Origin of the sequence: Streptomyces sulfonofaciens (assembly GCF_014656295.1) — a bacterium.
GTDB lineage: Bacteria > Actinomycetota > Actinomycetes > Streptomycetales > Streptomycetaceae > Streptomyces > Streptomyces sulfonofaciens.
The window spans coordinates 467,445-488,952 of record NZ_BNCD01000001.1 but is presented as its reverse complement, the minus strand read 5'-3'; the positions used below and the strand labels follow the sequence as shown (position 1 = coordinate 488,952).

The 21,508-nt window shown below is 68.9% G+C and carries 14 protein-coding genes; 2 read left to right on the top strand and 12 right to left on the bottom strand.

All coding sequences use genetic code 11. The features are described 5' to 3' along the window. Positions 1–110 precede the first annotated feature (110 nt). The 8 genes from IE313_RS01925 to IE313_RS01890 form a co-directional block, all read right to left on the bottom strand. Positions 111–959, bottom strand: coding sequence for a methyltransferase domain-containing protein (locus IE313_RS01925; RefSeq protein ID WP_189929065.1), 849 nt, complete (start codon positions 957–959; stop codon positions 111–113). Between the two features lie 350 nt (positions 960–1,309). After that, entirely contained in the window at positions 1,310–1,642 is a 333-nt protein-coding gene (gene trxA, locus IE313_RS01920; RefSeq protein WP_189929064.1) for a thioredoxin, read from the bottom strand. A gap of 33 nt (positions 1,643–1,675) precedes the next feature. Further along, positions 1,676–2,644 carry a thioredoxin-disulfide reductase gene (gene trxB, locus IE313_RS01915; protein ID WP_189929063.1) on the bottom strand — a complete coding sequence of 323 codons (969 nt, stop codon included), beginning with the start codon at positions 2,642–2,644 and terminating at the stop codon, positions 1,676–1,678. A 353-nt stretch (positions 2,645–2,997) separates the two neighbouring features. Continuing rightward, a complete protein-coding gene (locus IE313_RS01910) occupies positions 2,998–3,939 on the bottom strand; it encodes an anti-sigma factor family protein (RefSeq protein WP_189929062.1) in 942 nt (313 codons plus the stop codon). After that, complete coding sequence (sigM, locus tag IE313_RS01905) at positions 3,936–4,793, bottom strand: RNA polymerase sigma factor SigM (RefSeq protein WP_229924327.1); 858 nt, start codon at positions 4,791–4,793, stop codon at positions 3,936–3,938. Before sigM ends, IE313_RS01910 begins: the two co-directional genes overlap by 4 nt. Before the next feature lie 275 nt (positions 4,794–5,068). Beyond that, on the bottom strand, positions 5,069–7,108 hold the full coding sequence (locus tag IE313_RS01900) for a serine/threonine protein kinase (protein ID WP_229924285.1): 2,040 nt from the start codon (positions 7,106–7,108) through the stop codon (positions 5,069–5,071). Positions 7,109–7,244: 136 nt separating this feature from the next. After that, a complete protein-coding gene (gene murJ, locus IE313_RS01895; RefSeq protein WP_444546247.1) occupies positions 7,245–9,431 on the bottom strand; it encodes a murein biosynthesis integral membrane protein MurJ in 2,187 nt (728 codons plus the stop codon). Between the two features lie 331 nt (positions 9,432–9,762). Beyond that, a complete protein-coding gene (locus IE313_RS01890) occupies positions 9,763–12,312 on the bottom strand; it encodes a DUF6049 family protein (protein WP_189929059.1) in 2,550 nt (849 codons plus the stop codon). 258 nt (positions 12,313–12,570) lie between these two features. Here IE313_RS01890 and IE313_RS01885 point away from each other — a divergent pair, with 258 nt between their 5' ends. Continuing rightward, the gene (locus tag IE313_RS01885; protein WP_189929058.1) at positions 12,571–14,058 is read left to right on the top strand and encodes a CCA tRNA nucleotidyltransferase; all 1,488 of its coding nucleotides are present in this window, start codon (positions 12,571–12,573) and stop codon (positions 14,056–14,058) included. 206 nt (positions 14,059–14,264) lie between these two features. On the opposite strand, the gene IE313_RS01880 is transcribed toward IE313_RS01885, so the two are convergent. From IE313_RS01880 to IE313_RS01865, 4 genes are all read right to left on the bottom strand, one after another. Next, positions 14,265–14,783 carry an LppU/SCO3897 family protein gene (locus tag IE313_RS01880; protein ID WP_189929057.1) on the bottom strand — a complete coding sequence of 173 codons (519 nt, stop codon included), beginning with the start codon at positions 14,781–14,783 and terminating at the stop codon, positions 14,265–14,267. A 112-nt stretch (positions 14,784–14,895) separates the two neighbouring features. Then, positions 14,896–16,176, bottom strand: coding sequence for an MFS transporter (locus IE313_RS01875; RefSeq protein ID WP_189929056.1), 1,281 nt, complete (start codon positions 16,174–16,176; stop codon positions 14,896–14,898). A gap of 132 nt (positions 16,177–16,308) precedes the next feature. Beyond that, positions 16,309–17,391 carry an inositol-3-phosphate synthase gene (locus tag IE313_RS01870; protein WP_189929055.1) on the bottom strand — a complete coding sequence of 361 codons (1,083 nt, stop codon included), beginning with the start codon at positions 17,389–17,391 and terminating at the stop codon, positions 16,309–16,311. A gap of 58 nt (positions 17,392–17,449) precedes the next feature. Then, positions 17,450–18,142: a PadR family transcriptional regulator gene (locus IE313_RS01865; RefSeq protein WP_189929054.1), complete on the bottom strand. Its 693-nt coding sequence runs from the start codon at positions 18,140–18,142 to the stop codon at positions 17,450–17,452. Positions 18,143–18,580: 438 nt separating this feature from the next. On the opposite strand from IE313_RS01865, the gene IE313_RS01860 reads away from it, so the two are divergent. Next, on the top strand, positions 18,581–21,346 hold the full coding sequence (locus tag IE313_RS01860; RefSeq protein ID WP_189929053.1) for a transglycosylase domain-containing protein: 2,766 nt from the start codon (positions 18,581–18,583) through the stop codon (positions 21,344–21,346). Positions 21,347–21,508: the final 162 nt, after the last annotated feature.

Below are 21,508 nucleotides of genomic sequence, written 5' to 3'. Positions count from 1 at the left end.
TCATCTCTCCTGAACATCTACGGAGACTCCGACTCCCCGTCGCCTTCCAAACCGGTGGACGCACGCTGCTACCGAACGCCAACGAAGCCAGTCGCTTACGCCCGCAGTGCTCACCGGGCCCGATAGACGGTGGCCAGCACGGAGACGGTCACCTGATCAGGAAGACCGTCCAGACCGTCCAGCCCTGCATGGTCCAGATGGCGGGCACTTGGCGTCATCCCCACCAGATCGAGGGCATCCTGCTTGGTCAGAGATATGGCGTACTCGATCTGCTCGGTACCGGTGGCTTGGAAGAAGGGGTCCAGCGCCTGGCGCAGGCGCTGTTCCTTGGCGGGGTCGATCGTGATCATCGCGGACACATGGCCGCGCAGCTCGGCCAAGTGTCCGCCGCTGGGGCGCACTACGATCAGTCGGCCGGTCGGACGTAGTACTCGGTGGAACTCGGAAGGGTTACGCGGCGCGAACACGTCCAGCACCACATCGACTGCTCCGTCGGCCAGCGGGAAGGGGCGAAAGACGTCCCAGGTCGCCGTGGCAGCTCGCTCATGGGCCCGGGCCGCCGAGCGCAGTGCGCGTACCGAGGTGTCAAGCCCCAGACCACGGGCATCAGGCACCTCGTCGAGTACACCGGCCAGGTAGTAGCCGGTGCCGCACCCGACGTCCACTACCGAACTCTGCTCGGCCATGACGCTGTCCGCCAAGGCCGTCACGGTGTCCCGGATCATCCCGTACTTTCCGGTCGACAGGAACCGATCCCGAGCCCGGGCCATGGTCGCATCGTCGCCGCTCGTGGCGCGGCCGCCTGTCAGGAGACTGACGTAGCCAACACGGGCGATATGGAAGGTGTGGCCTGAGGGGCAGCCCAACGCGCCTCGGTCGTAATCAAGGTGGGCGCGGCACGTCGGGCAGCGCAACTGCGCGAGAAACGGTTCGAGGGCAGGGGGAAGCGATACGGGCACAAGGCACTCCTGGCAACGGTGAAAGGAAGGGACCGTGCCTGCGCGCGCCCGGAGAGTCGCTGCCCCGGGAAGGAGCGGACCCGGCGTCTGGCCGCCTCGGTTCGGGCAGAGCCGGAAAGCGTGGGTCACACAGCAGGCACACCAAGGAGGGCGATGCCGTCCAGCATCGCCCTCAAGGGTTCCCGCTCACAGGAAGCAGTGCGGAGTACTCGTGAATGCCACGGTCCAAGTCTACGAACTCCGTCGCAAGCCTCTCGCGCCGCCGACGGCAAGTTGTCAGTGCCTAAACATCGACGGGCCAACCCGGTGGGTTGGCCCGTCGATGTTTCACGTGAAACAGCACCGCTGTGTCACTCCGAGATGAAGTCCTCAAGATCGCGGACGATTGCGGCCTTCGGCTTGGCGCCGACGATCGTCTTGGCGACCTCGCCATCCTGGTAGACGTTCAGCGTCGGGATGGACATGACGCCGTACTTGGCGGCAATTCCTGGGTTCTCGTCGATGTTGAGCTTGACGACCTCGATCTTGTCGCCGTACTCGGCCGCGATCGCCTCCAGGGACGGAGCGATCTGGCGGCACGGACCGCACCAGGCGGCCCAGAAGTCCACCAGTACGGGCTTGTCGCTCTTGAGGACGTCCTGCTCGAAGGAATCGTCGGTCACGTGCTTCAGAGTGCCGGCCACGGCTAGCTCCTTAGATGGGTGTGGGTGGGTGTATCAGACGATGGCGCTGGCCGAGGGGGCGGTCTCGGTGTCAGCGAGAGCAGCGAGGAACCGCTCTGCGTCGAGGGCCGCGGAGCAGCCTGTGCCCGCCGCGGTAATCGCCTGGCGGTAGGTGTGGTCGACGACATCACCGGCAGCGAAGACGCCGGTCAGATTGGTGCGCGTGGAGGGCGCGTCCACCTTGAGGTAGCCCTCGACATCCAGATCGAGCTGGCTCTTGAACAGCTCGGTACGCGGGTCGTGGCCGATGGCGATGAACAGACCCGTCACCGGGAGCGGTGACGTCTCGCCCGTCTTGACGTTGCGCAGGGTCAGCCCGGACAGCTTCTGATCTCCGTGGATCTCGGCCACCTCGCTGTCCCAGATGAACTTGATCTTGGGGTCGGCGAGGGCACGGTCCTGCATCGCCTTGGAGGCGCGAAGGGTGTCGCGGCGGTGCACGATGGTGACGGACTTGGCGAAGCGGGAGAGGAAGGTGGCCTCCTCCATGGCGGTGTCACCGCCACCGATCACCGCGATGTCCTGGTCCTTGAAGAAGAAGCCGTCACACGTGGCACACCAGGAGACGCCGCGTCCGGAGAGGGCGTCCTCATTCGGCAGACCGAGCTTGCGGTGCTGCGACCCGGTAGCGACGATGATGGCCTTGGCCTGGTGCACGGTACCGGCGGTGTCGGTGACGGTCTTGATCTCACCGCTGAGGTCGACCGAGACCACGTCATCCGGAATCAGCTCCGCGCCGAAGCGCTCTGCCTGGGCCCGCATGCTGTCCATCAGCTCAGGGCCCATGATGCCGTCCTGGAAGCCGGGGAAGTTCTCGACCTCGGTGGTGTTCATCAGTGCGCCACCGGCGGTGACAGCGCCCTCGAACACCAGCGGCTTCAGCGACGCACGCGCAGTGTAGAGCGCCGCCGTATAACCGGCGGGCCCGGACCCAATGATGATCACGTTACGGACGTCGCTCACGGCTTCATTCCTCGTCTCTGGGGACTGGCTGCTACTCCTGGCGGGAGCCGTTTCTGGACTCTCACACCACCCAACGGATCCTACGGGGCCTGCATTCCCGACGACTGCGTGCCCGGGGCGACACGTGTGTCGACGCTCCCAAGACCATCTACCGGGCCTCTGAGCGCCTGGGCCGCACATGTGCGGTACTCCGGCGGGGCTCGGGGCGGCAGCGCCTCATGGGCCCATCCGCGGGCCTTATGTGGATGCTCGCGGCGTGGTCGGCACAGAAACCGGCTGAGCACGTCACCGGCTGCGGTCAGTGGCGTGAGTGTCGCCGTTTGCGGTCAGGCGCGTGAGCGTGGCCGTCTGGATCAGTGGCGTGCGTAGGAGCGGGCCATCAAGATCGCCCCCACGGGGGACACGGGCGGCTGCGTGCAATCTGCATCGACCACATAGGCCGAGATCTTGCTGGGGTCCGTCGCATGGGGCAGCACCACAAGGTAAGCCTCCGTGCCCTCGAAGACTCCCTGCTCCGCGGCAATCGGTGCCTCAGGCCGCCCGATGCCCTTTCGGATGCAGTCAGGTATCGCCACGGCGATCTCGGTCCTCTGCAACGGAGTCGCCGTCTTCGGCGGAGTGTCCTTGGGGCCCAGATCGAGGGACGGCGTAGGCGTAGGGGTGACGGGTTCCGAGTCGCCCTCAGTCTTCACCGGAGCAGGCTCCTCCTTGAGGAGCGTGGTGACCTGCTCCTCAAGATTCCGCGACGAGAAGGTGTGGCGAGCATCGGACGGCCGGACGCCATATGCGTCGGACGGCCCTCCACCGTCTCCGCTGTTCATCGACTGGAGCAGGAAGGAGCCCAGCCCGAGGAGCGCCACCGTAAAGACCGCTCCGAGGGTGATGGTCCGGCGACGGTTCCGGGAACGGGTGTGCCCCGTACGGCCTGGGCCCGTGGAGCCTCGCGGATGACCCCCAGGACGGCTTCCCGAAGTCTTGGAATCATCCGCGGACGATGTTTCACGTGAAACATGCGCCAGCGACGGGGGCGGCGAGGGTGCCGCAGCGAGGAGCGCCTCGGCGGAGAGCGCTGCGTCGATACGCTCGGCAACGTCGTCCGGCATGGGTATCGGGGCCGACAGCTCACCGAGGAGCGCTCGGACCTCCTCCAGCGAGGCATAGACGTCCGAGCAGTCCGGGCAGTCCGCCAGATGCCGATGGATGTCCTCCGTCTCGGCGGGGGACAACAGGCCCTCGACGAGCGCGGAGATCTCGTCCACGTCGGGATGTCCGGCCGCGCCGGTCGTGGATGTCACGCTCGCCCACCTCCGCCCTTCACAGCAGTTGAGTCATGTGATTCCTTGCCCACCGAGTCTTCCGCGGGTGGGACGGATGCCTCCTGCGTCCGGTTCCTTCCTTCGCGGGGCTTCCTGACGCCACCGTCTCCCCCACCGCGGCCTCCGGCCGACTTTCCTCTGCCGCTGATCTTGCTCCCACGTCCACCCGAGCCCTTGCGGGTAGCTCCGCTGCCGGCCTCCCGCTCATCATCGGCAGCGTCCTCGGTGCGGCCGGCGTCATCGTCCCTGCCCTTCCTGCCGGGCCGCAGATGGGTGAGCAGCGGTAGCAGTCTGGCCCTGCCGCGCGCGCAGCGGCTCTTCACCGTCCCCGTCGCCACATCGAGGATGCCCGCGGCCTCGGCCACGGGATAGCCGTGCATATCGACGAGCACAAGGGCGGCCCGCTGCTCGGCGGGAAGGGTCCGCAGGGCGTCCAGCAGCTCTCGACTCAGATCCTTGCGCTCTGCCGGGACGGAGGCCGCTTCATGGGGTTCGAGTAGGTGCTCAAGGCGCTCGGTGTCCTCGATGGGCGAGGTCTTGCGGGAAGCGGTCTTCCTGGCCCGGTCCAGGCAGGCGTTCACGGTGATGCGGTGCAGCCAGGTGGTGACGGCGGACTGCCCGCGGAAGGTGTGGGCGGCTCGATAGGCGGAGACCAGGGCATCCTGCACCGCGTCGGCGGCCTCCTCGCGGTCACCCAGGGTGCGCAGTGCCACCGCCCACAGTCGGTCCCGGTGGCGTCGTACCAGCTCACCGAAGGCATCCGGATCGCCCGCGACATGGCGGGCCAGGAGGGCCTTGTCGGAATCCCCTGATGAGGTCTCCTCCGCTTGCACCGTGCCCCCTATGCCGTCCAGGGCGCTCAGACTATAGGCGCCCCAGGTGCCTGTAAACGGCCGGGGGTTCCCAGGCAAAGGAAATGGTCCAGAAGCTGTTAACCCCTGGACCATTTATCCGATGCTGCATTTTCCCGGGCAGGTGGGCGGTTCCGCGCCACCCCCCGTGCCTGCACCTCCACCTGTGGTACCTCCACATCTTGGCCGGAATACGAGCTTCGTTCGGCGAAGGCGTGGAGGAGAGAGGAAACCAGCTCCCGGGCTTTGGAAGGCTATTAGGAGGAGGTGCCGAGTACCTTTATCTCGGAAATTCCGCCACGATAGCGACCCTGGGTTCTCTCCGGTGGCAGCGAGGTGATGTGGATCAGTACGTACCTGGTCCGCACCGCCTTGCTCAGAGCCTGCTTGAGCGTGCTGCCGACCGTGTTCAGCTTGGTCAGCCGCTGCGGGAAGTCGCTCAGCGCGGTGGGACCGGACGCATCCGCGCCCGCCGCGAGCACCTCCAACTTCTGCCCGCTGCGGTACAGGTCGAGATCGAAGCCGGACACGTCCTGCACGCTGCCCAGGTCGACGATGATGCCGCTGCCTTCCTGGCGGTTGGGCAGATTGCCGAAGTTCGCGTAGCCCTGGTAGTACGGGGTCACCCAGGCGGTGTCCTTCTTGCCGTCCACGGCCAGTGGAACCTGGTCCTCCTGGATCCCCGATCCCGAAGGCGCGAACTCGTTCGCACTGTCGATCTTCAGCGGCTTGCCGTCGAGGGTCGCCTTCCTGCCGGTGCCGCCGTCGTGGGTGCCCGAGGCGCCCGGCTCCGCGCCGGCGTCCTTGCCGCGGTCCAGGAGGGCGTCCGCGAGCTGCCAACTGCCGAGCCCGAGAGCGGCGATCAGAAGCGCGGACACGCCCCACTTGAGGACCCGGCCGGTGCGGCTCTGCAACGGCGGCGGGGGCGGCTCCACGGGTGCGGGCACCGCTGGACCGCCCGTGGCCGCCCGGCGGTAGGCCCCCTGCTGGTAGGCGGTGCGCCGGTACTCCGGCGGTGCGGTGAACGCCGGCTCCGGCGGGCGGATCCTCGGCAGAGCGCTGATGGCCTTCAGCAGGTCCTCGGCGGTGGTGCACGGCGGGTCCTGGCGGGAGGCCGTCGCGCCGTCATTGACCAACGCCCGCATGGCGAGCTCGGACAGACCGCGGTGCACGCCCGCCCGTACCTGGTCGGGGGCGATCAGGCCCATTCCCTTGGGCAGCCCGTGCAGGCCGTAGGCATCGCTCTCGTACGGCCAGCGCTGGGTGAGAGCCGCGTACAGCAGGGCGCCGATCGCTTCGACGTCGGCGCGCTGCGGGGCCTCGGAGGTGATGCCGCGCAGGGCCGCGTTGACCGCGAGCCCGCGCACCCGCCACTGCCCGGACGAGGTCCGCAGCACGGCACCGGGGTTGAGGCGCAGATGGGCCAGACCCTCGCGGTGCGCTGCCGTCATCGCCTGCGCGACCTGGCTGACCATCTGGTACGCGTCGTGCACCTCCAGCGGGCCGGAGGCGAGCAGTGCGGTGAGCTCCGTGGCGTCGGGCAGCCACTCCTGGACGACATAGACGAGGTCGTTCTCCTCGACGGCGTCCAGCACCTGTACGAAGCGCGGGTCGCCGAGCAGCGCGGAGGAACGGGCCGCGGCGAGCACGGAACGGGCTCGCGGGTGGTCCGCGGGCAGCAGGTGTACGCCCACGGCCCGACGGAGTTTCTCGTCCACCGCACGCCAACTGCTGAACCCGTCCAAACGGGTGACGCATTCCTCAAGGCGGTAGCGCCCGGCGAGCTTGTGCCCGCTGTGTAGCTCGGGCGGCTGTGACGGCTTCCCGGACGGCTCGCCGGGACTCTCCGAGGAGGACTTCGTGTCCGCGGAGGTTTCCGTGTCTTCCGTGCCCGAGGCCCTGTCAGCGGCCCTGGCCGGGCCCGGTTTCGGGTCCGGGTCGGTGTCCCCGCCGGAGTCCGTTGTGGAGGGCTTCTCGGTGTCCGTACCGGAGGACTTGCCGGAGGGGCCGCGGGACGGCTCTGCCCGTTCGGTGTCTTCGGCGGTCTCGCCAGGGTTTTCGTCGTCCGTCCCGGACTCCGTGCCCGGTGCCCCGGGAGTCCTGCCGGGCGGGGCGTCGGGGGCACCGTCGCCGGCGCCGGCCGGTTCGGACGTCCGGTTCGCGCCGTCCGCGGCCTCGTTTGCAGTGTCCCGCTCCCGGGCCACCCCGTCGGCCGTGGCCTGCTCCGCCTTCGCGGGCAGCGGCTCGTCACCGCTGTTGTCTGCCACGTCGACGGCAGCCGTGCTCCGTTCCGCCACCGTCGTTCCTGCCTCCCCATCCATGTGTGATCCGTTCGACGCCAAACCCAATTGTGCCCACAGTCCACCGCTATGCACGACACACGACGGGTGGCGATGGTTGTGCGTGACCCCCACCCGGAGCTGTCGCCGGAGCTCAGCGCCCGAGTCTGCCCCTGACCATGCCGAGTACCGAGTTCAGCTCCTGGACGCGCATACGGCGGGCGGCCAGGACGAAGACCGCGACCAGTGCGATACCGCCGCCGACCAGGGCCGCCACCGAGCCCAGCACGCCGTGTCCCAGCGCCCGGTTGATCAGGAACCCCAGTGCCCCGCCGATCAGAGCCGCGGGGATCGATGCCATGCACAGCCGCGCGTAGCTGCGCAGCACGTGCGCACCGTCCAGATCGCCGCCGAGCCGCTTGCTCAGCCGCCGCCAGGCGACGCCCACCCCGATGGCGTAAGCCAGCCCGTAGGCGCCAGCCATGCCCACGACCGCCCACCTGGCGGGGAGGAGGAGGTAACACAGGCCCGAGACGGCGGCATTGGCGATCGCCACGATCACCGTGTTGTAGAACGGCGTACGGGTGTCCTCGAAGGCGTAGAAGCCACGCAGGACGACGTACTGGACCGAGTACGGGATCAGCCCCACTCCGAAGGCCATCAGGATGTAGCCCATGGACATGGCGGCCTCTGTGCTGCTCGATCCGTACAGGAGCGTGCACATCGGGACGCCTAGGGCGACGAAGGCGAAGGAGATCGGCACGATCACCACGGCCGAGTTGCGCAGGCCGTGCGAGATGTCGTCACGGATCGCTCCCAGGTCGCCGTCAGCGGCGGCCCGTGAGATGCGCGGGAGCAGCGCGGCCATCACGGAGACGGTGATGATGGCCTGCGGCATCGCCCAGATGAGCTGGGCGTTGCTGTAGGCGAGGAAGCCGGTGCCGTCCACGCCGGAGGTCTTGCCGGCCGCGGTGGACAGTTCGGTGACGACGATCAGGCCCGCCTGGTTGGCCAGGACGAACAGTATGGTCCACTTCGCCAGTGCCACCGTCTTGCCGAGGCCGTGGCCGCGCCAGTCGAAGCGCGGGCGGAAGCGGAAACCGGCCTCCCGCAGATACGGGATCATGGCCAGCGCCTGTACGACCAGGCCGAGCAGGGTGCCGACGCCCAGCAGCCGCATGCCTTCCGGCGGGATCGTCTGCACGCCCATCCGGGTGTGCGCAGAGGTGCCGTAGACCCAGATGAAGGACCCGAAGGCGGCGATCATGACGATGTTGTTGAGGACCGGGGTCCACATCATCGCGCCGAACCTGCCGCGGGCGTTCAGGATCTGGCCCATGACCACATGGATGCCCATGAAGAAGATGGTGGGCAGGCAGTAGCGGGCGAAGGCGACGGAGACGCTGTTGGCCGCCACGTTGTCGGCGATCGTGGGGGACTGGAGGCGGATCAGGTAGGGAGCCGCCAGCACGACGACGGCGGTGATCACGGCGAGGGTGACCATCACCAGCGTCAGCAGCCGGTTCGCGTAGGCCTCGCCGCCGTCGTCGTCCTCCTTCATGGACCGCACAAGCTGCGGAACGAAGACCGAGTTCAGACCGCCGCCGACGGTGAGGATGTACACCATCGTCGGCAGGGTGTAGGCGATGGTGAAGCTGTCGCCGAGTGTTCCCGCGCCCAGTGCGGCCGTGATCACGATGGTGCGGACGAACCCGGTGAGACGGGACACCATCGTGCCGGCTGCCATGACGGCGCTGGACTTCAGGATGCTGGAGGCGCGCCCCCCGGCCTTCGGCGCGGGCGCCGGAGCAGGGGCCGGCGCGGGGGAGGCATCGGGCACGTCCGTGCCGCCGCCGAGCGGGCCGGCGGGCACGGACGGTCCGCCCGGCCTGCCTGGTCCGGTGGCCTCGACCGGCGCCGAGGCAGCCACAGGGGTCGCGCGGGGGTCGGCCGGGCGCGTGGCGTCGTACTGCTGGTCGCGGAAGAGGTACGCGAAGGCGTCCTGCTGCGGGCTCTCCCGGCCCGCGTCCCCCATCGGGCCGTCGGCGCCCAGGTACTGCGTCGTACGCGCGTCGTCGCCGTAGGGCCCGGTGTGTCCGGTGCGGCCGGTGTGGCCGGGGCCCTCCGGCCCGGGCCCCTGGCCCCGCGCGGCCCACATCTGCGGATGCTCGGACCGGTCGGGGGCGGGCGGAGGGGGGTAGGGGCCCTGCGGGGCCGGGTAGCCGCCGGGGGCAGGCGGCAGGTGCGCCGCACGGTCGTAGAGAGCCTCGGCGACCGGGTCGTGGAGGGTGGGGTCCTGTCCGCGGTAGGGGTCCTGAGCGTAGGCGTCCTGGACGTACATGTCCGCGGTCTGCTGCTGCGGCATCCGGGGGTCCGGGCCGGGGCGACCGCTGCCGGGAGCGGCGTGGCGTCCGGTGCCGGGGTGCCCGGGAGCACCGGCGTGCCCCGGCTCGTAGGCGGCCGTGCCGGCGGGGCCGGGTGTGCCCGGACGGCCGGGATCATGGGTGCCTCGGGGGCCGGACTCGGCGGTGCCGGGGTAGCCGGGCTCGGGCGTGCCGGGGTAGGGGTCGCCGGCGGGTGGACCGCCCGTGCCCTGGCCACGGTCACCGTCGTACGGCGCGTTCATGGATACCCCACCTCATCGTCCCCGGCCGGCCCGGCCACGACATCGCTCAACGGTCCACTCTCTCACCCGTCCCGGACGGGTCGGTGCTTTCCGGCGCGGTGTCCGGTGCCGGGTCACTCGGCTGCTCAGGGCCCGCGACCCGTGACTTCTGAAGGGTGTCCGAGGTGGTTCCATCGCCTGCCGGGGCCGTGGCCCGGCTGCCGTCGCCCGTCGTGGCACCGGAGGTGGAGGCAGTCGCAGCGCCGGTCCCCGGCGTGCTCCCTGCGGCCTCGTCCGACGGTGTGACGGCCTTCGCCGCACCGTCCGCGGGGCCCGCCCCCTCACCGCCCCCAGGGCTGCCCCCGGGACCTTCGAGGTCGCCGCCGGCCTCCCTGGCCGCCGCGCGCTTGCGCTGCGTGTACATACGGAACCCGGCGAGGACGAGCAGCAGCACGCCACCGGCGATGACCAGCATCACCGTGGCTGTGATCTCGGTTACGTCCACGTCGAAGGTGACCGGAGCGCCGTAGGGCTGCCCGTCCTCGGTGTAGAGCTGCGCGACCACCGGCACGGGGCCGTTGGCGTTGGCGGTGGTGGTGAACTTCACGGACTGGCTGTGGCCGCCGCTGACCTTCACCGGCTGTTCCGCGTAGGCGCCGTTACCGATCTTGAGGCGGGTGGGCTTGGACGAGGTGAGCCGCAGCGTCAGGTGGTCCGCGCCCTGCACCAGGGCGTTCTGCACCGTCACCGGAATCGTGGCGCTGCGGCCCGAGAGCTTGGTCTCGGACTTGTCGATCAGCCGCACGCCCTTGGTGAGGCCGTCCAGATACGAGGTGACGCCCCTGCGGAAGGTCCTGGCGTCCGCCGCGTGCCCCCGCCAGGACGTGGACATCTCGCGGTCCATGGCCCGTCCGAAGGGGGTGACGACTCGGGAGGAGTCCGTGAGGATCACCTTGAAGCCGTCGAGCGTGTGCTCGGTCCTCTCGATGGCTTCGAAGGCGCGCTTCGGGATCTCCTGCCGGCGCAGCGCCGCCGGGTACGAGCGGGCCGACGGTACGTGGGTGGTGGCACTCGGGTCGGGCTTGGCCTTGGCCGCCGCCGCCAGGTCCTGCGGCTGGGACCAGCCCCCGTTCTGGAGTGCCTGGACCGCCCTGGCCATCGTCTGGGCCTGGCTGGCGCTGGGCGTGCGCTGCGGGGCCACCACGATGCTGCGCTGCTTGTCAGGAGCCTGCTGCCTGATCATCAGGCTCTGGGCCAGGAAGCTCTGCACGGCCAGGGTGGAGTTCTCGGCGCGTGTCATATCGCCCTGGAACGCCTTCGACAGGCCCGCGTCGGCCACCACCGCCGTCGTACCGCCGCCGATGGGCCGGGCGGCCGTGGGCGTGTAGGGCAGGGTGCCCGCCTCACGGAAGCTGTCGCTACGGGCGATCACCGCATGGGCGCCCGCCGAGGTGGCGACATCGATGATGGACGGGTCCACGGCCCCGTCGGCGGGCCAGGCGAAGCCGGTGTCCGGTTTCACGTGGAGCACCGTCTCCACGGTGATGGCTGCCACATCGGTGGCGTCCTGGAGGTGGCCCAGCGAACCGGAGACGTTCTTGCCGGTGTGGGCGAGCGAGGCGAGGTCGGGGTCGCCGAACGGCAGGGCGACGACCTTCGCGCCGGCCACGGCCTTCTCCAGGTCGTTCAGCCACTGCTTGGCCACCGCCTGGTTGGTGCCGGGCTTGGTGGTGCCGTCCGGCTGCTGAACCCGGTAGTTCCGGGTCATCGCGTCGACGGACGCCAGCAGGTCCGGGTCGATGACCCAGGTCACGTCGAGCTTGCTGCCCAGCGAGAGCATCTGCTGGAGCCGGCCGCCCGGAGCGATCTCCTTGGCCAGTGAATCGTCGTGGAAGACGGGCGTCTGCTGCTCGTCGGAGCCCGTCTCCGCGGTGACGTGCGTGGCGGAGATCAGCGGCCAGAGATAGGTAGTCCTGGTCTTGGACCCAGCGGGCTCGTGCTGCCAGGGAAGGACGGTCCGCTCCACGCCGAGCACCTGCTGCCAGGGCTGTGCGGCGGTCTTCCCGGTCAGGGTGACGCCGAGCTGGTAGACCCCGTCGGAGCCGAGATGCAGCTTGCTGACGGGAACGGAGAGGGTGAAGGGCTGGGCGACGCCGGGAGCGAGCCCGGCGACCTTCTTCGTGTACTTGTCGTCGATCCCCGAGCCCTCGGGACCCGCTCCGAAGGCCATGTGCTTCGACACCGCCTCGATCGCGGAACGCCCGCCCAGGACGGGGCCCACGCGCAGTGCCACGGAGGCGGCGGAGATCGAGCGCCGGCCCTTGTTGGTGAGCGTGCCTGACACCTTCAGGGTGTCCCCTGCGGTCGGCGTGCTCGGTGAGAGCGAGTCCAGTGCCACGTCCACGGTCCCCGAACCGGTGGGCGCGGTCTTCTGCGCCGCCTGGGCGCCCGCGCCCCGCAGGGGAGTGGCACCGGCGGTGCCGGCGGCCGCCTGGGTGGGAGAGTGCAGCGCCAGGCCCATGACGAGCGGTGCTCCTGCGAGCACCGCCCCCGTCCGCCGCAGCCACCGTCGGGCGGCCGAGGCACTCGTCCCCTGGAAGTCTGCCGCCTCGGCCACGCGCTCGCCCGTCCTCGTCGTCGTCAGTGGTCGTGGGTGTCCCGCCCGCGCGTGTCCGCGCTCGTGGGAAACCGTTCCCCGCATGGTAACGAGGCTCGCTGTGGCGACGTGCCGCGCACCACCCCACGCGATCACTCGACCCGTGCGGGCAGGGTACCGGGACCAGCGGGTGCGCCGGGCCGCCCCGGGTCCCCGGTCGGCCGCTGAGGGCCTCTGGAAGGCGCGACGCGGGACCGTGGGCACGTACCCTTTTCTGTTGTGCCGAACGCCAACGAAGACAAGTCCAGTGCCCTGAGCCAGGTGCAGCACCGCGCGGTCAGCGAACTGCTGCGGGTGTCCCCCGTCGCCGATGATCTCGCCCGCCGGTTCCAGGCGGCCGGGTTCTCCCTCTCGCTGGTGGGGGGCTCGGTCAGGGACGCGCTGTTGGGCCGGCTGGGCAATGATCTGGACTTCACGACCGATGCCCGCCCCCATGACGTACTGAAGATCGTCCGGCCCTGGGCGGACGCGCTCTGGGAGGTGGGGATCGCCTTCGGCACCGTGGGCTGCCACAAGACCGGCCATGTGGAGGGGACTGATCAGACTTTCCAGATCGAGATCACGACTTTCCGGTCGGAGTCGTACGACCGCACCTCTCGTAAGCCCGAGGTCTCCTACGGCGACTCCATCGAGGAGGACCTCGTCCGCCGCGACTTCACCGTGAACGCCATGGCGGTGTCCCTCCCCGAGAAACGGTTCATCGATCCGCATGGCGGGCTCAGGGACCTGGCGGCGAGGGTGCTGCGTACTCCGGGCACTCCGGAGGCGTCGTTCTCGGATGATCCGCTGCGGATGATGCGTGCCGCGCGCTTCGCCGCCCAGTTGGAGTTCGACGTGGCTCCGGAGGTCGTCTCGGCCATGAAGGCCATGGCCGAGCGCATCGAGATCGTCTCCGCGGAGCGGGTACGGGACGAGCTCAACAAGCTGGTCCTCTCCGCCCATCCCCGCAAGGGCCTGACGCTGCTGGTCGATACCGGCCTTGCCGGGCATGTCCTGCCCGAGCTGCCCGCCCTCCGTCTCGAACGCGATGAACACCACCGGCACAAGGACGTCTACGAGCACACACTGACCGTTCTCGAACAGGCCATGGCTCTGGAAGAGGACGGCCCGGACCTCACCCTGCGGCTGGCCGCACTCCTGCATGACATCGGCAAGCCGAGGACCCGCCGCTTCGAGAAGGACGGCCGGGTCTCCTTCCACCACCATGAAGTGGTGGGCGCGAAGCTGACCAAGAAGCGGCTGACCGCGCTGAAGTACTCCAACGACATGGTGAAGGACGTCTCACGCCTGGTCGAACTCCATCTCCGCTTCCATGGCTATGGCACCGGAGAGTGGACGGACTCTGCCGTGCGTCGCTATGTCCGGGACGCCGGCCCGCTGCTGTCCCGGCTGCACAAGCTGACCCGCTCGGACTGCACCACGCGGAACAGGCGCAAGGCGAGCGCCCTCTCCCGTGCCTACGACGGCCTGGAAGAGCGCATTGCTCAGCTCCAGGAGCAGGAAGAGCTGGACGCCATCCGTCCCGATCTCGACGGCAACCAGATCATGAAGATCCTGGACGTTCCTCCGGGGCCGGTGGTCGGTGAGGCCTACAAGTTCCTGCTGGAGCTGCGTCTGGAGAACGGGCCGATGGAACACGACCGGGCAGTGGAGGCTCTCCTGGCGTGGTGGAAGGCCCAGGAGGCAGGCTCCCCCACGGAGGGCTGAGGAAGGCTCGCGACGGCAGAACCAAGGAGTGGTCGGGGGCGGCCAGGGGTCGCGACGGCCGATGTTTCACGTGAAACATCACTTCGCACACGACGAGGGGCCGATGTTTCACGTGAAACATCGGCCCCTCGTTCATGCTGAGGACCGCTCTGAGGGCCGCTCCTCCGGCGCGAACTCCTTTGTGTACCCCTTCGCGCCGAAGGCTCTTACTTGTAGTCCTTCAGGCAGAGCAGGAAGCTGTTGCCGCCACCGGTCTCGGTGTAGGCGTACTGGAAGTCCTTTGCCGCTGCTACGCACTTGGCGTCCGCCTCCGTGGAGGTGAAGGTGCCATCGATCTTGGCGAGCACCTTGTACTGCGCCTTGGCGTCGTTGCAGTCGACAACCTCCAGATCGGGGTTGGTGTCGTTGGTGCTGCCGCGGTGCATGCAGTCGCCGACGCTTGCGGTCTTCGCGTCGTCCCTGCTGGCGTACCAACCGCCGATGGCCACGACGGCGACCACCGCGAAGCCGGCTATGCGCAGAACCGACTTCCTGCTCCGGCGCGGGGGCGCCGGCGGCAGCGGCGCACCCTGATTGATGTACGGCGAGGGCCCCGGCGGCATGCCCGGCTGCTGCCCCTGCTGCGGCGGGTAGCCGTAGCCTCCCTGCGGAGGCGGCGGCTGCTGCCCGTAGGCGTTCGGTGCCTGGGCATATGGGTTCTGGCCTTGGGGCGGCGGCGTACTCACGGGGGTCCCCCTTGAAATTTTGGCGCATTGGCGCGGATAAGACCCACGTAAGTTACCGGGCGCGCCTCGGAACTCTGCGCTCAAGAAGGGGTCTGTGGCATTGATGTGACACTTACCGTGCCCCAAAACGGGCCATCGACCCCGTAATGACCGCGTAGACGGCGGCCACGGTGACCAGGAGGGGGACGGATCGGCCGTCGGGCGGAAGGATCAGTGCGGCCACTCCCGCGGCGCCGACGAAGGCGACGTTGAAGAGCACGTCGTACAGGGAGAAGGTCCGGCCACGGAAGCGGTCGTCGACGGATGCCTGTACCACGGTGTCCGTGGAGATCTTCGCTCCCTGCGTGACCAGCCCCAGGACGAAGGCGGCGATCAGCAGCGGCACCGGAGCGAAGGGCAGGCCGAGCGCCGGCACCAGGACCGCGGCCGACCCCGCACAGGCGGTGATCCACCCCGCGGCACCCAGCAGTGCCACCGCCGAGGGCGTCAGTACGGCCGCGACGAAGAACCCGGCACCCGAGAGCCCCACCGCCAGCCCCAGCAGCGCAAGCCCACCGCTCCGGCCGGTCAGTGCCCCGTGGCCGGCCGGCCACGCGTACCGGCAGAGCATCAGCACCATGACGGTCAGTGCGCCGTAGCAGAACCGCATCAGCGTCATCGCCAGCAGCGCCCGGGCCGCAGGTCGGCACCGCGGCGCCGCCAGATGCCGTACGCCCGCCGCGAGACCTCGTGCCGTGCCGGCGAGCGCGGCGCCGAGACCGGGCCGGATGTCCGCGGCGCCGGGGCCTAGTTGGGCGCGGCCCAAGCGCAGTGCCGCCAGCGCCGACGCCAGATAGAGCGCCGCGGCCAGCAGCACCACGGCGGCGTCGGAGTCGGCTCCGGCCAACCGGACGACGAACGCGAGTCCGCCGCAGACGGTTGCCGCGAGGGTGCCGGCGGTGGGGGACAGGGAGTTGGCCACCACCAGCCGTTCCGCGTCGACGACCCGGGGCAGTGCCGCGGACAGGCCGGCGAGGACGAAACGGTTCACGGCCGTGACGCAGAGGGCGGAGGCGTAGAAGAGCCAGCCGGGGGCGGTGGTCGCCATGAGAGCGGCCGTGGTGGCGGCGAGCAGCGCACGCAGCAGATTGCCGTGCAGGAAGACCTGTCGGCGCTGCCAGCGGTCCAGCAGGACCCCGGCGAAGGGCCCGACGAGCGAGTACGGCAGCAGCAGGACGGCCATGGCGGAGGCGATGGCGCCCGCCGAGGTCTCCTTCTCGGGCGAGAAGACGACATGGGCGGCCAGCGCGACCTGGTAGACACCGTCGGCCCCCTGGGACAGCAGCCGTACGGCGAGCAGCCGACGAAAGCCCCCGAAGCGCAGGAGTGCACGCAGGTCACCGACGACAGCCATGGATCACAGCCTCACACACACCGGCGCACAGCAGGGGCCCCGGGCGCACGGCCCGGGGCCCCTTCACCGCTCACGGCAGGTCAACGCCGGTGAACCGGGCGTTGGACTCCCGTAGCCGTGCCGGGAGCGGAGTCAGCGCTCGACCTCGCCCCTGATGAACTTCTCCACGTTCTCGCGGGCCTCGTCGTCGAAGTACTGCACCGGCGGGGACTTCATGAAGTACGAGGACGCGGAGAGGATGGGACCGCCGATGCCGCGGTCCTTGGCGATCTTCGCGGCGCGCAGGGCGTCGATGATGACGCCGGCCGAGTTCGGCGAGTCCCAGACCTCGAGCTTGTACTCCAGGTTCAGCGGGACGTCGCCGAAGGCACGGCCCTCCAGACGGACGTAGGCCCACTTGCGGTCGTCGAGCCAGGCCACGTAGTCGGACGGGCCGATGTGGACGTTGTCGGCACCCAGTTCGCGGTCGCGGATCTGCGAGGTGACGGACTGCGTCTTGGAGATCTTCTTGGACTCCAGCCGCTCACGCTCCAGCATGTTCTTGAAGTCCATGTTGCCGCCGACGTTCAACTGCATGGTGCGATCCAGGATGACGCCGCGGTCCTCGAACAGCTTCGCCAGGACGCGGTGCGTGATGGTGGCACCCACCTGAGACTTGATGTCGTCACCGACGATCGGCACGCCGGCCTCGGTGAACTTGTCCGCCCACTCCTTGGTCCCGGCGATGAAGACAGGCAGGGCGTTGACGAAGGCGACCTTCGCGTCGATGGCGCACTGGGCGTAGTACTTCGCGGCGTCCTCGGAACCGACCGGGAGGTAGCAGACGAGGACGTCTACCTGCTTGTCCCTCAGGACCTGGACCACGTCGACCGGCGCCTCAGGGGACTCGTCGATGGTCTCGCGGTAGTACTTGCCGAGGCCGTCGAGCGTGTGGCCGCGCTGGACGGACACCCCGGTGCGCGGCACGTCGGCGAACGTGATGGTGTTGTTCTCGCTGGCCCCGATGGCGTCCGCGAGGTCGAGACCGACCTTCTTGGCGTCGATGTCGAAAGCCGCGACGAATTCGACGTCGCTGATGTGGTAGTCGCCGAACTGGACGTGCATCAGACCCGGGACCCTGCTCTTCGGGTCGGCGTCCTTGTAGTACTCGACGCCCTGCACCAGCGATGCGGCGCAGTTGCCCACGCCCACGATGGCTACGCGTACCGAACCCATACCGGTTGCTCCCTGTGTTGTCGATCCTGCGGATGAGGGCCTGCGGACGTGCAGGTCCTCATGAGGTGGGGCCATCGGACGGATCCGGCCGGGTCTCCCCGGACCGGGGCAGGCCGCCCGGTGTCCCTGATGTGTCCTGCTGAGCGGCATCCCCCGTGGGGGAAGCGGCATCGGCATCCCGAGGCCGTTCCCGACCCGCTCTCTCGCTCTCGATGAGCTCGTTCAGCCAGCGCACCTCGCGCTCGACCGACTCCATGCCGTGGCGTTGCAGCTCCAGCGTGTAGCCGTCGAGACGCTCCCGGGTGCGGGCCAGGGAGGCGCGCATCTTCTCCAGCCGCTCCTCCAGCCGGCTGCGGCGACCCTCCAGTACGCGCATGCGCACATCCCGTGACGTCTGTCCGAAGAAGGCGAAACGGGCGGCGAAGTGCTCGTCCTCGTAGGCGTCGGGCCCGGTCTGCGAGAGCAGCTCCTCGAAGTGCTCCTTGCCCTCCGCGGTCAGCCGGTAGACGATCTTGGCCCGGCGGCCCGCGAGCGGGGTGGCGAGGGCGTCCTGCGGTGTGCTGCCCGGTTCCTCGATCAACCAGCCCTGGCCGACCAGAGTCTTCAGGCAGGGGTAGAGCGACCCGTAGCTGAACGCACGGAACACCCCCAGCGATGTATTGAGTCGTTTGCGCAGCTCATAGCCGTGCATTGGGGACTCGCGGAGCAGACCGAGGATGGCGAACTCAAGGATGCCGGAGCGTCGGCTCATGGTCGCCTCCTTCTGCACGGTCTGGCTGTGCCGCGTCTGTGCTGTCGGCGCGGCCGGTCCGTACGGACGCCCGCACGGTGGGGGATCCGGTGCCCGGATCCGCGCTTATCTCGTGCTGATGTATCGACTCGATACATCTCGACGATAGAACGGCCTGCCGGACGCGACAAGAGGGACAACCGTGAACGGCGTCACATCGGTGATTCATGGGAAACAAGATGCCTGGATTAGGGGCCCCTTGTGTCTTCCGAGGGCTTTGACGGTGCGTAGTCTGTGCGCCATGCAGACCACCGGGAACCGAGTGACGTCCCCCTATCGTCGTTCTCCCTGGTGCACCGCGGGTGGACGCCGATCAGGCCACATCCGTATGTGGGGGGAAGCCGGAAAACCGTTGTCGTGTCCAGGCGGACCAGCGCCTGCCCGAGGAGTAGTTCTTCGATGAGCGAGCACCGTCGCAAATCGCCTCAGCCAGGGGGTGGCGGACGTGCCGCGGCCCGCCGTGGCACGCCCAGTGCGCCGCCAAGTCGCCGAGCGGCCCCCCGAAGCACCACCGGAACACCTTCCGATTCATACGATTCATACGACTCGTACGGTCCGGATGCCGGAAGCGAGCCGCCCTACGAAGGCAGGGCTGCGGCCCGGCGCGCAGCACAGCGCGGCGGTCGGCGCAGAGCCGCCGACGGCGCCGGCCGCGGCGGGCGCGGCCGCGGTGGCGGTCCCGGCGGCCCGGGAGGACCGGGCGGCCCGAACGGGCCTGGGCGCGGCAAGGGCCGCGGCCCCGCGCCCAGGAAGCGGTTCATCGACTACCCGCGCTCCGACAGGTACGGGTGGGCGCGCTGGATGCCGTCGTGGCGCCTGGTGACCGGCATGTGCATCACCTTCTTCGGCGGCATCATGGCGGTCGCGGGCATCGCGTACGCGATGGTGGGCGTGCCGGACGAGGCCAAATCGGCCAAGGCCCAGAACAACGTCTACTACTGGTCCGACGGCACCGAGATGGTCGCCACGGGCGGCAGTGCCAACCGGCAGATCCTCAAGTACGAGGACATCCCCGAGGCGATGCGCTGGGCCGTGATCTCCGCCGAGAACAAGACGTTCTGGACGGACAAGGGCGTCGACCCGACGGGTATCGCCCGCGCGCTGCTCAACATGGCCAAGGGCGGTGAGACCCAGGGTGGCTCCACCATCACCCAGCAGTACGTGAAGAACGCCCGGCTCGACGACCAGGCCCAGACCTTCAGCCGTAAGTTCAAGGAATTCTTCATCTCGATCAAGGTGGGCGCCCGGGTCCCCAAGAGCGAGATCCTGGCGGGGTACCTGAACACCGCGTACTACGGACGCGGTGCCTACGGGATCCAGGCCGCCGCGCGTGCGTACTACAACGTGGACGCCTCGAAGCTCAACCCGAGCCAGTGCGCCTTCCTGGCCGCGACCCTGAAGGGCGCCACGTACTACGACCCGGCGGGCGCGACGAACATCGATCCCGCCGCCACCCCGGAGGCGAACAGGGCGCGCGCCGTGAAGCGCTGGACCGACATCCTTGACCTGGAAGTCAAGTTCGGCCATATGAGCGCCGCGGAGCGTGCCAAGTACACCGAGTTCCCCGAGCTGCACACCCCCCGGTCCAACACCCAGCGCGGGCAGATCGGTTACCTGGTCGATCTGGCCAACGGCTACATCGTCAACAACGCCCACATCCCGGAGAGCAACCTCGAGCGCGGCGGCTACCAGATCTACACGACCTTCGACAAGAAGAGGGTCCAGGAGCTGCAGACCTCCGTCGACAAGGTCCGCAAGGCGAACATCAAGCCCGAGCTGCGCCCGAAGACGGATACGCACGTGCAGTTCGGTGCCGCCTCCGTCAATCCCAAGACAGGGGCGATCGAGGCCATCTACGGCGGTGAGGACGCCACCAAGCACTTCACCGACAACGCCGACCAGACAGGTGCCCTCGTCGGTTCGACGTTCAAGCCCTTCGTACTGGCAGCGGCCATGAGGGACGGTGTGCGAAACCCGCACGACGGGCCCGACCAAGGCGCCGACGAACGCACCATCGCCTCGCCGAAGAGCCTGTACAACGGCATGAACAAGCTCAAGATCAGAAACTACGACGGGTCGGTCTGGCAGGACCGGGACGGCAAGGAGTGGCTGCAGACCAACGACGGCGACGAGTCGTTCGGGAAGAAGCCCGACTACCTCATCACCCTCCGCGAGGCCATGCGGGAGTCGGTGAACTCCCCGTACGTCCAGCTCGGCATGGACGTCGGTCTGGACAAGGTCAAGCAGTCCGCTCTCGATGCAGGCATCCTGGAGAGCAGCCTCGCAAGCTCCGCCTTCCCCTCGTTCTCGATCGGCACCTCCGACCCCAGTGCCATCCGGATCGCCGGCGCCTACGGGACCTTCGCGACCCACGGCCAGCAGCGTGACCCGTTCTCGGTCAAGCAGGTCAAGGAGGACGGGGAAGTCACCTACCGGCACACGGACAAGGTCAAGCAGGCCTTCACTCCGGAGGTCGCCGACAATGTCACCGATGTACTGAAGACCGTCGTCGACGCGGGAACCGGTACTGCGGCCAAGCTGCCGGGGCGGGAAGTCGCGGGCAAGACGGGTACGACGGACGGCAACAAGTCCGCGTGGTTCGCCGGATACACCCCGCAACTGTCCACGGCGATCTCCATGTACCGCCTCGACGACAACGAGAAGAACAAGAAGCGCGAGTTCCTGGAGATGTTCGGCACGGGCGGCCAGGAGAAGATCCACGGCGCCTCGTTCCCGGCCGAGATCTGGCATGACTACATGTCCAAGGCGCTCCAGGGCGTGCCGCCCGTGCCCTTCGCCAAGCCGCAGCCCATCGGTGAGGTCGTGGGCGCCACACCGTCGCCGTCGGTGACACCCTCGGACACGGCCAGCCCGGACAACTCGCCCAGCCCCACCCCGTCCGATTCCGGCCCGTCGGACTCCCCGAGCCCGTCGGAAAGCCAGTCCTGCGGCCCCTGGTGGCCCTGTGACGGCGGAAACAACAATGGCGGTACGGAGAACGGCGGCACGGACACCGGAGGCACCACCGGCGGTACCGACACCGGAGGCACCACGACCGGCACCGATACCGGCGGTACCGACACCGGAGGTGGCAAGAACGGTGGCGGTAATGGCGGCAACGGCGGCGAAGACGGTGGTGGACTCTTCGGAGGACCATCAGGCTGAGCCGGTGATGGCCGGCAGTAGCCGGTGTTTCACGTGAAACGAGGGCCGTCCCCCTGGGGCGGCCCTCGTCCCGTTCCCGGCTCCTTCCGCCAGTCCGACCGCCCGCTCCTTTTCCGGCCTCCCGTCCTGTTCGCGCTCCTCCTGCCCTCCCCCTGCCTTCCC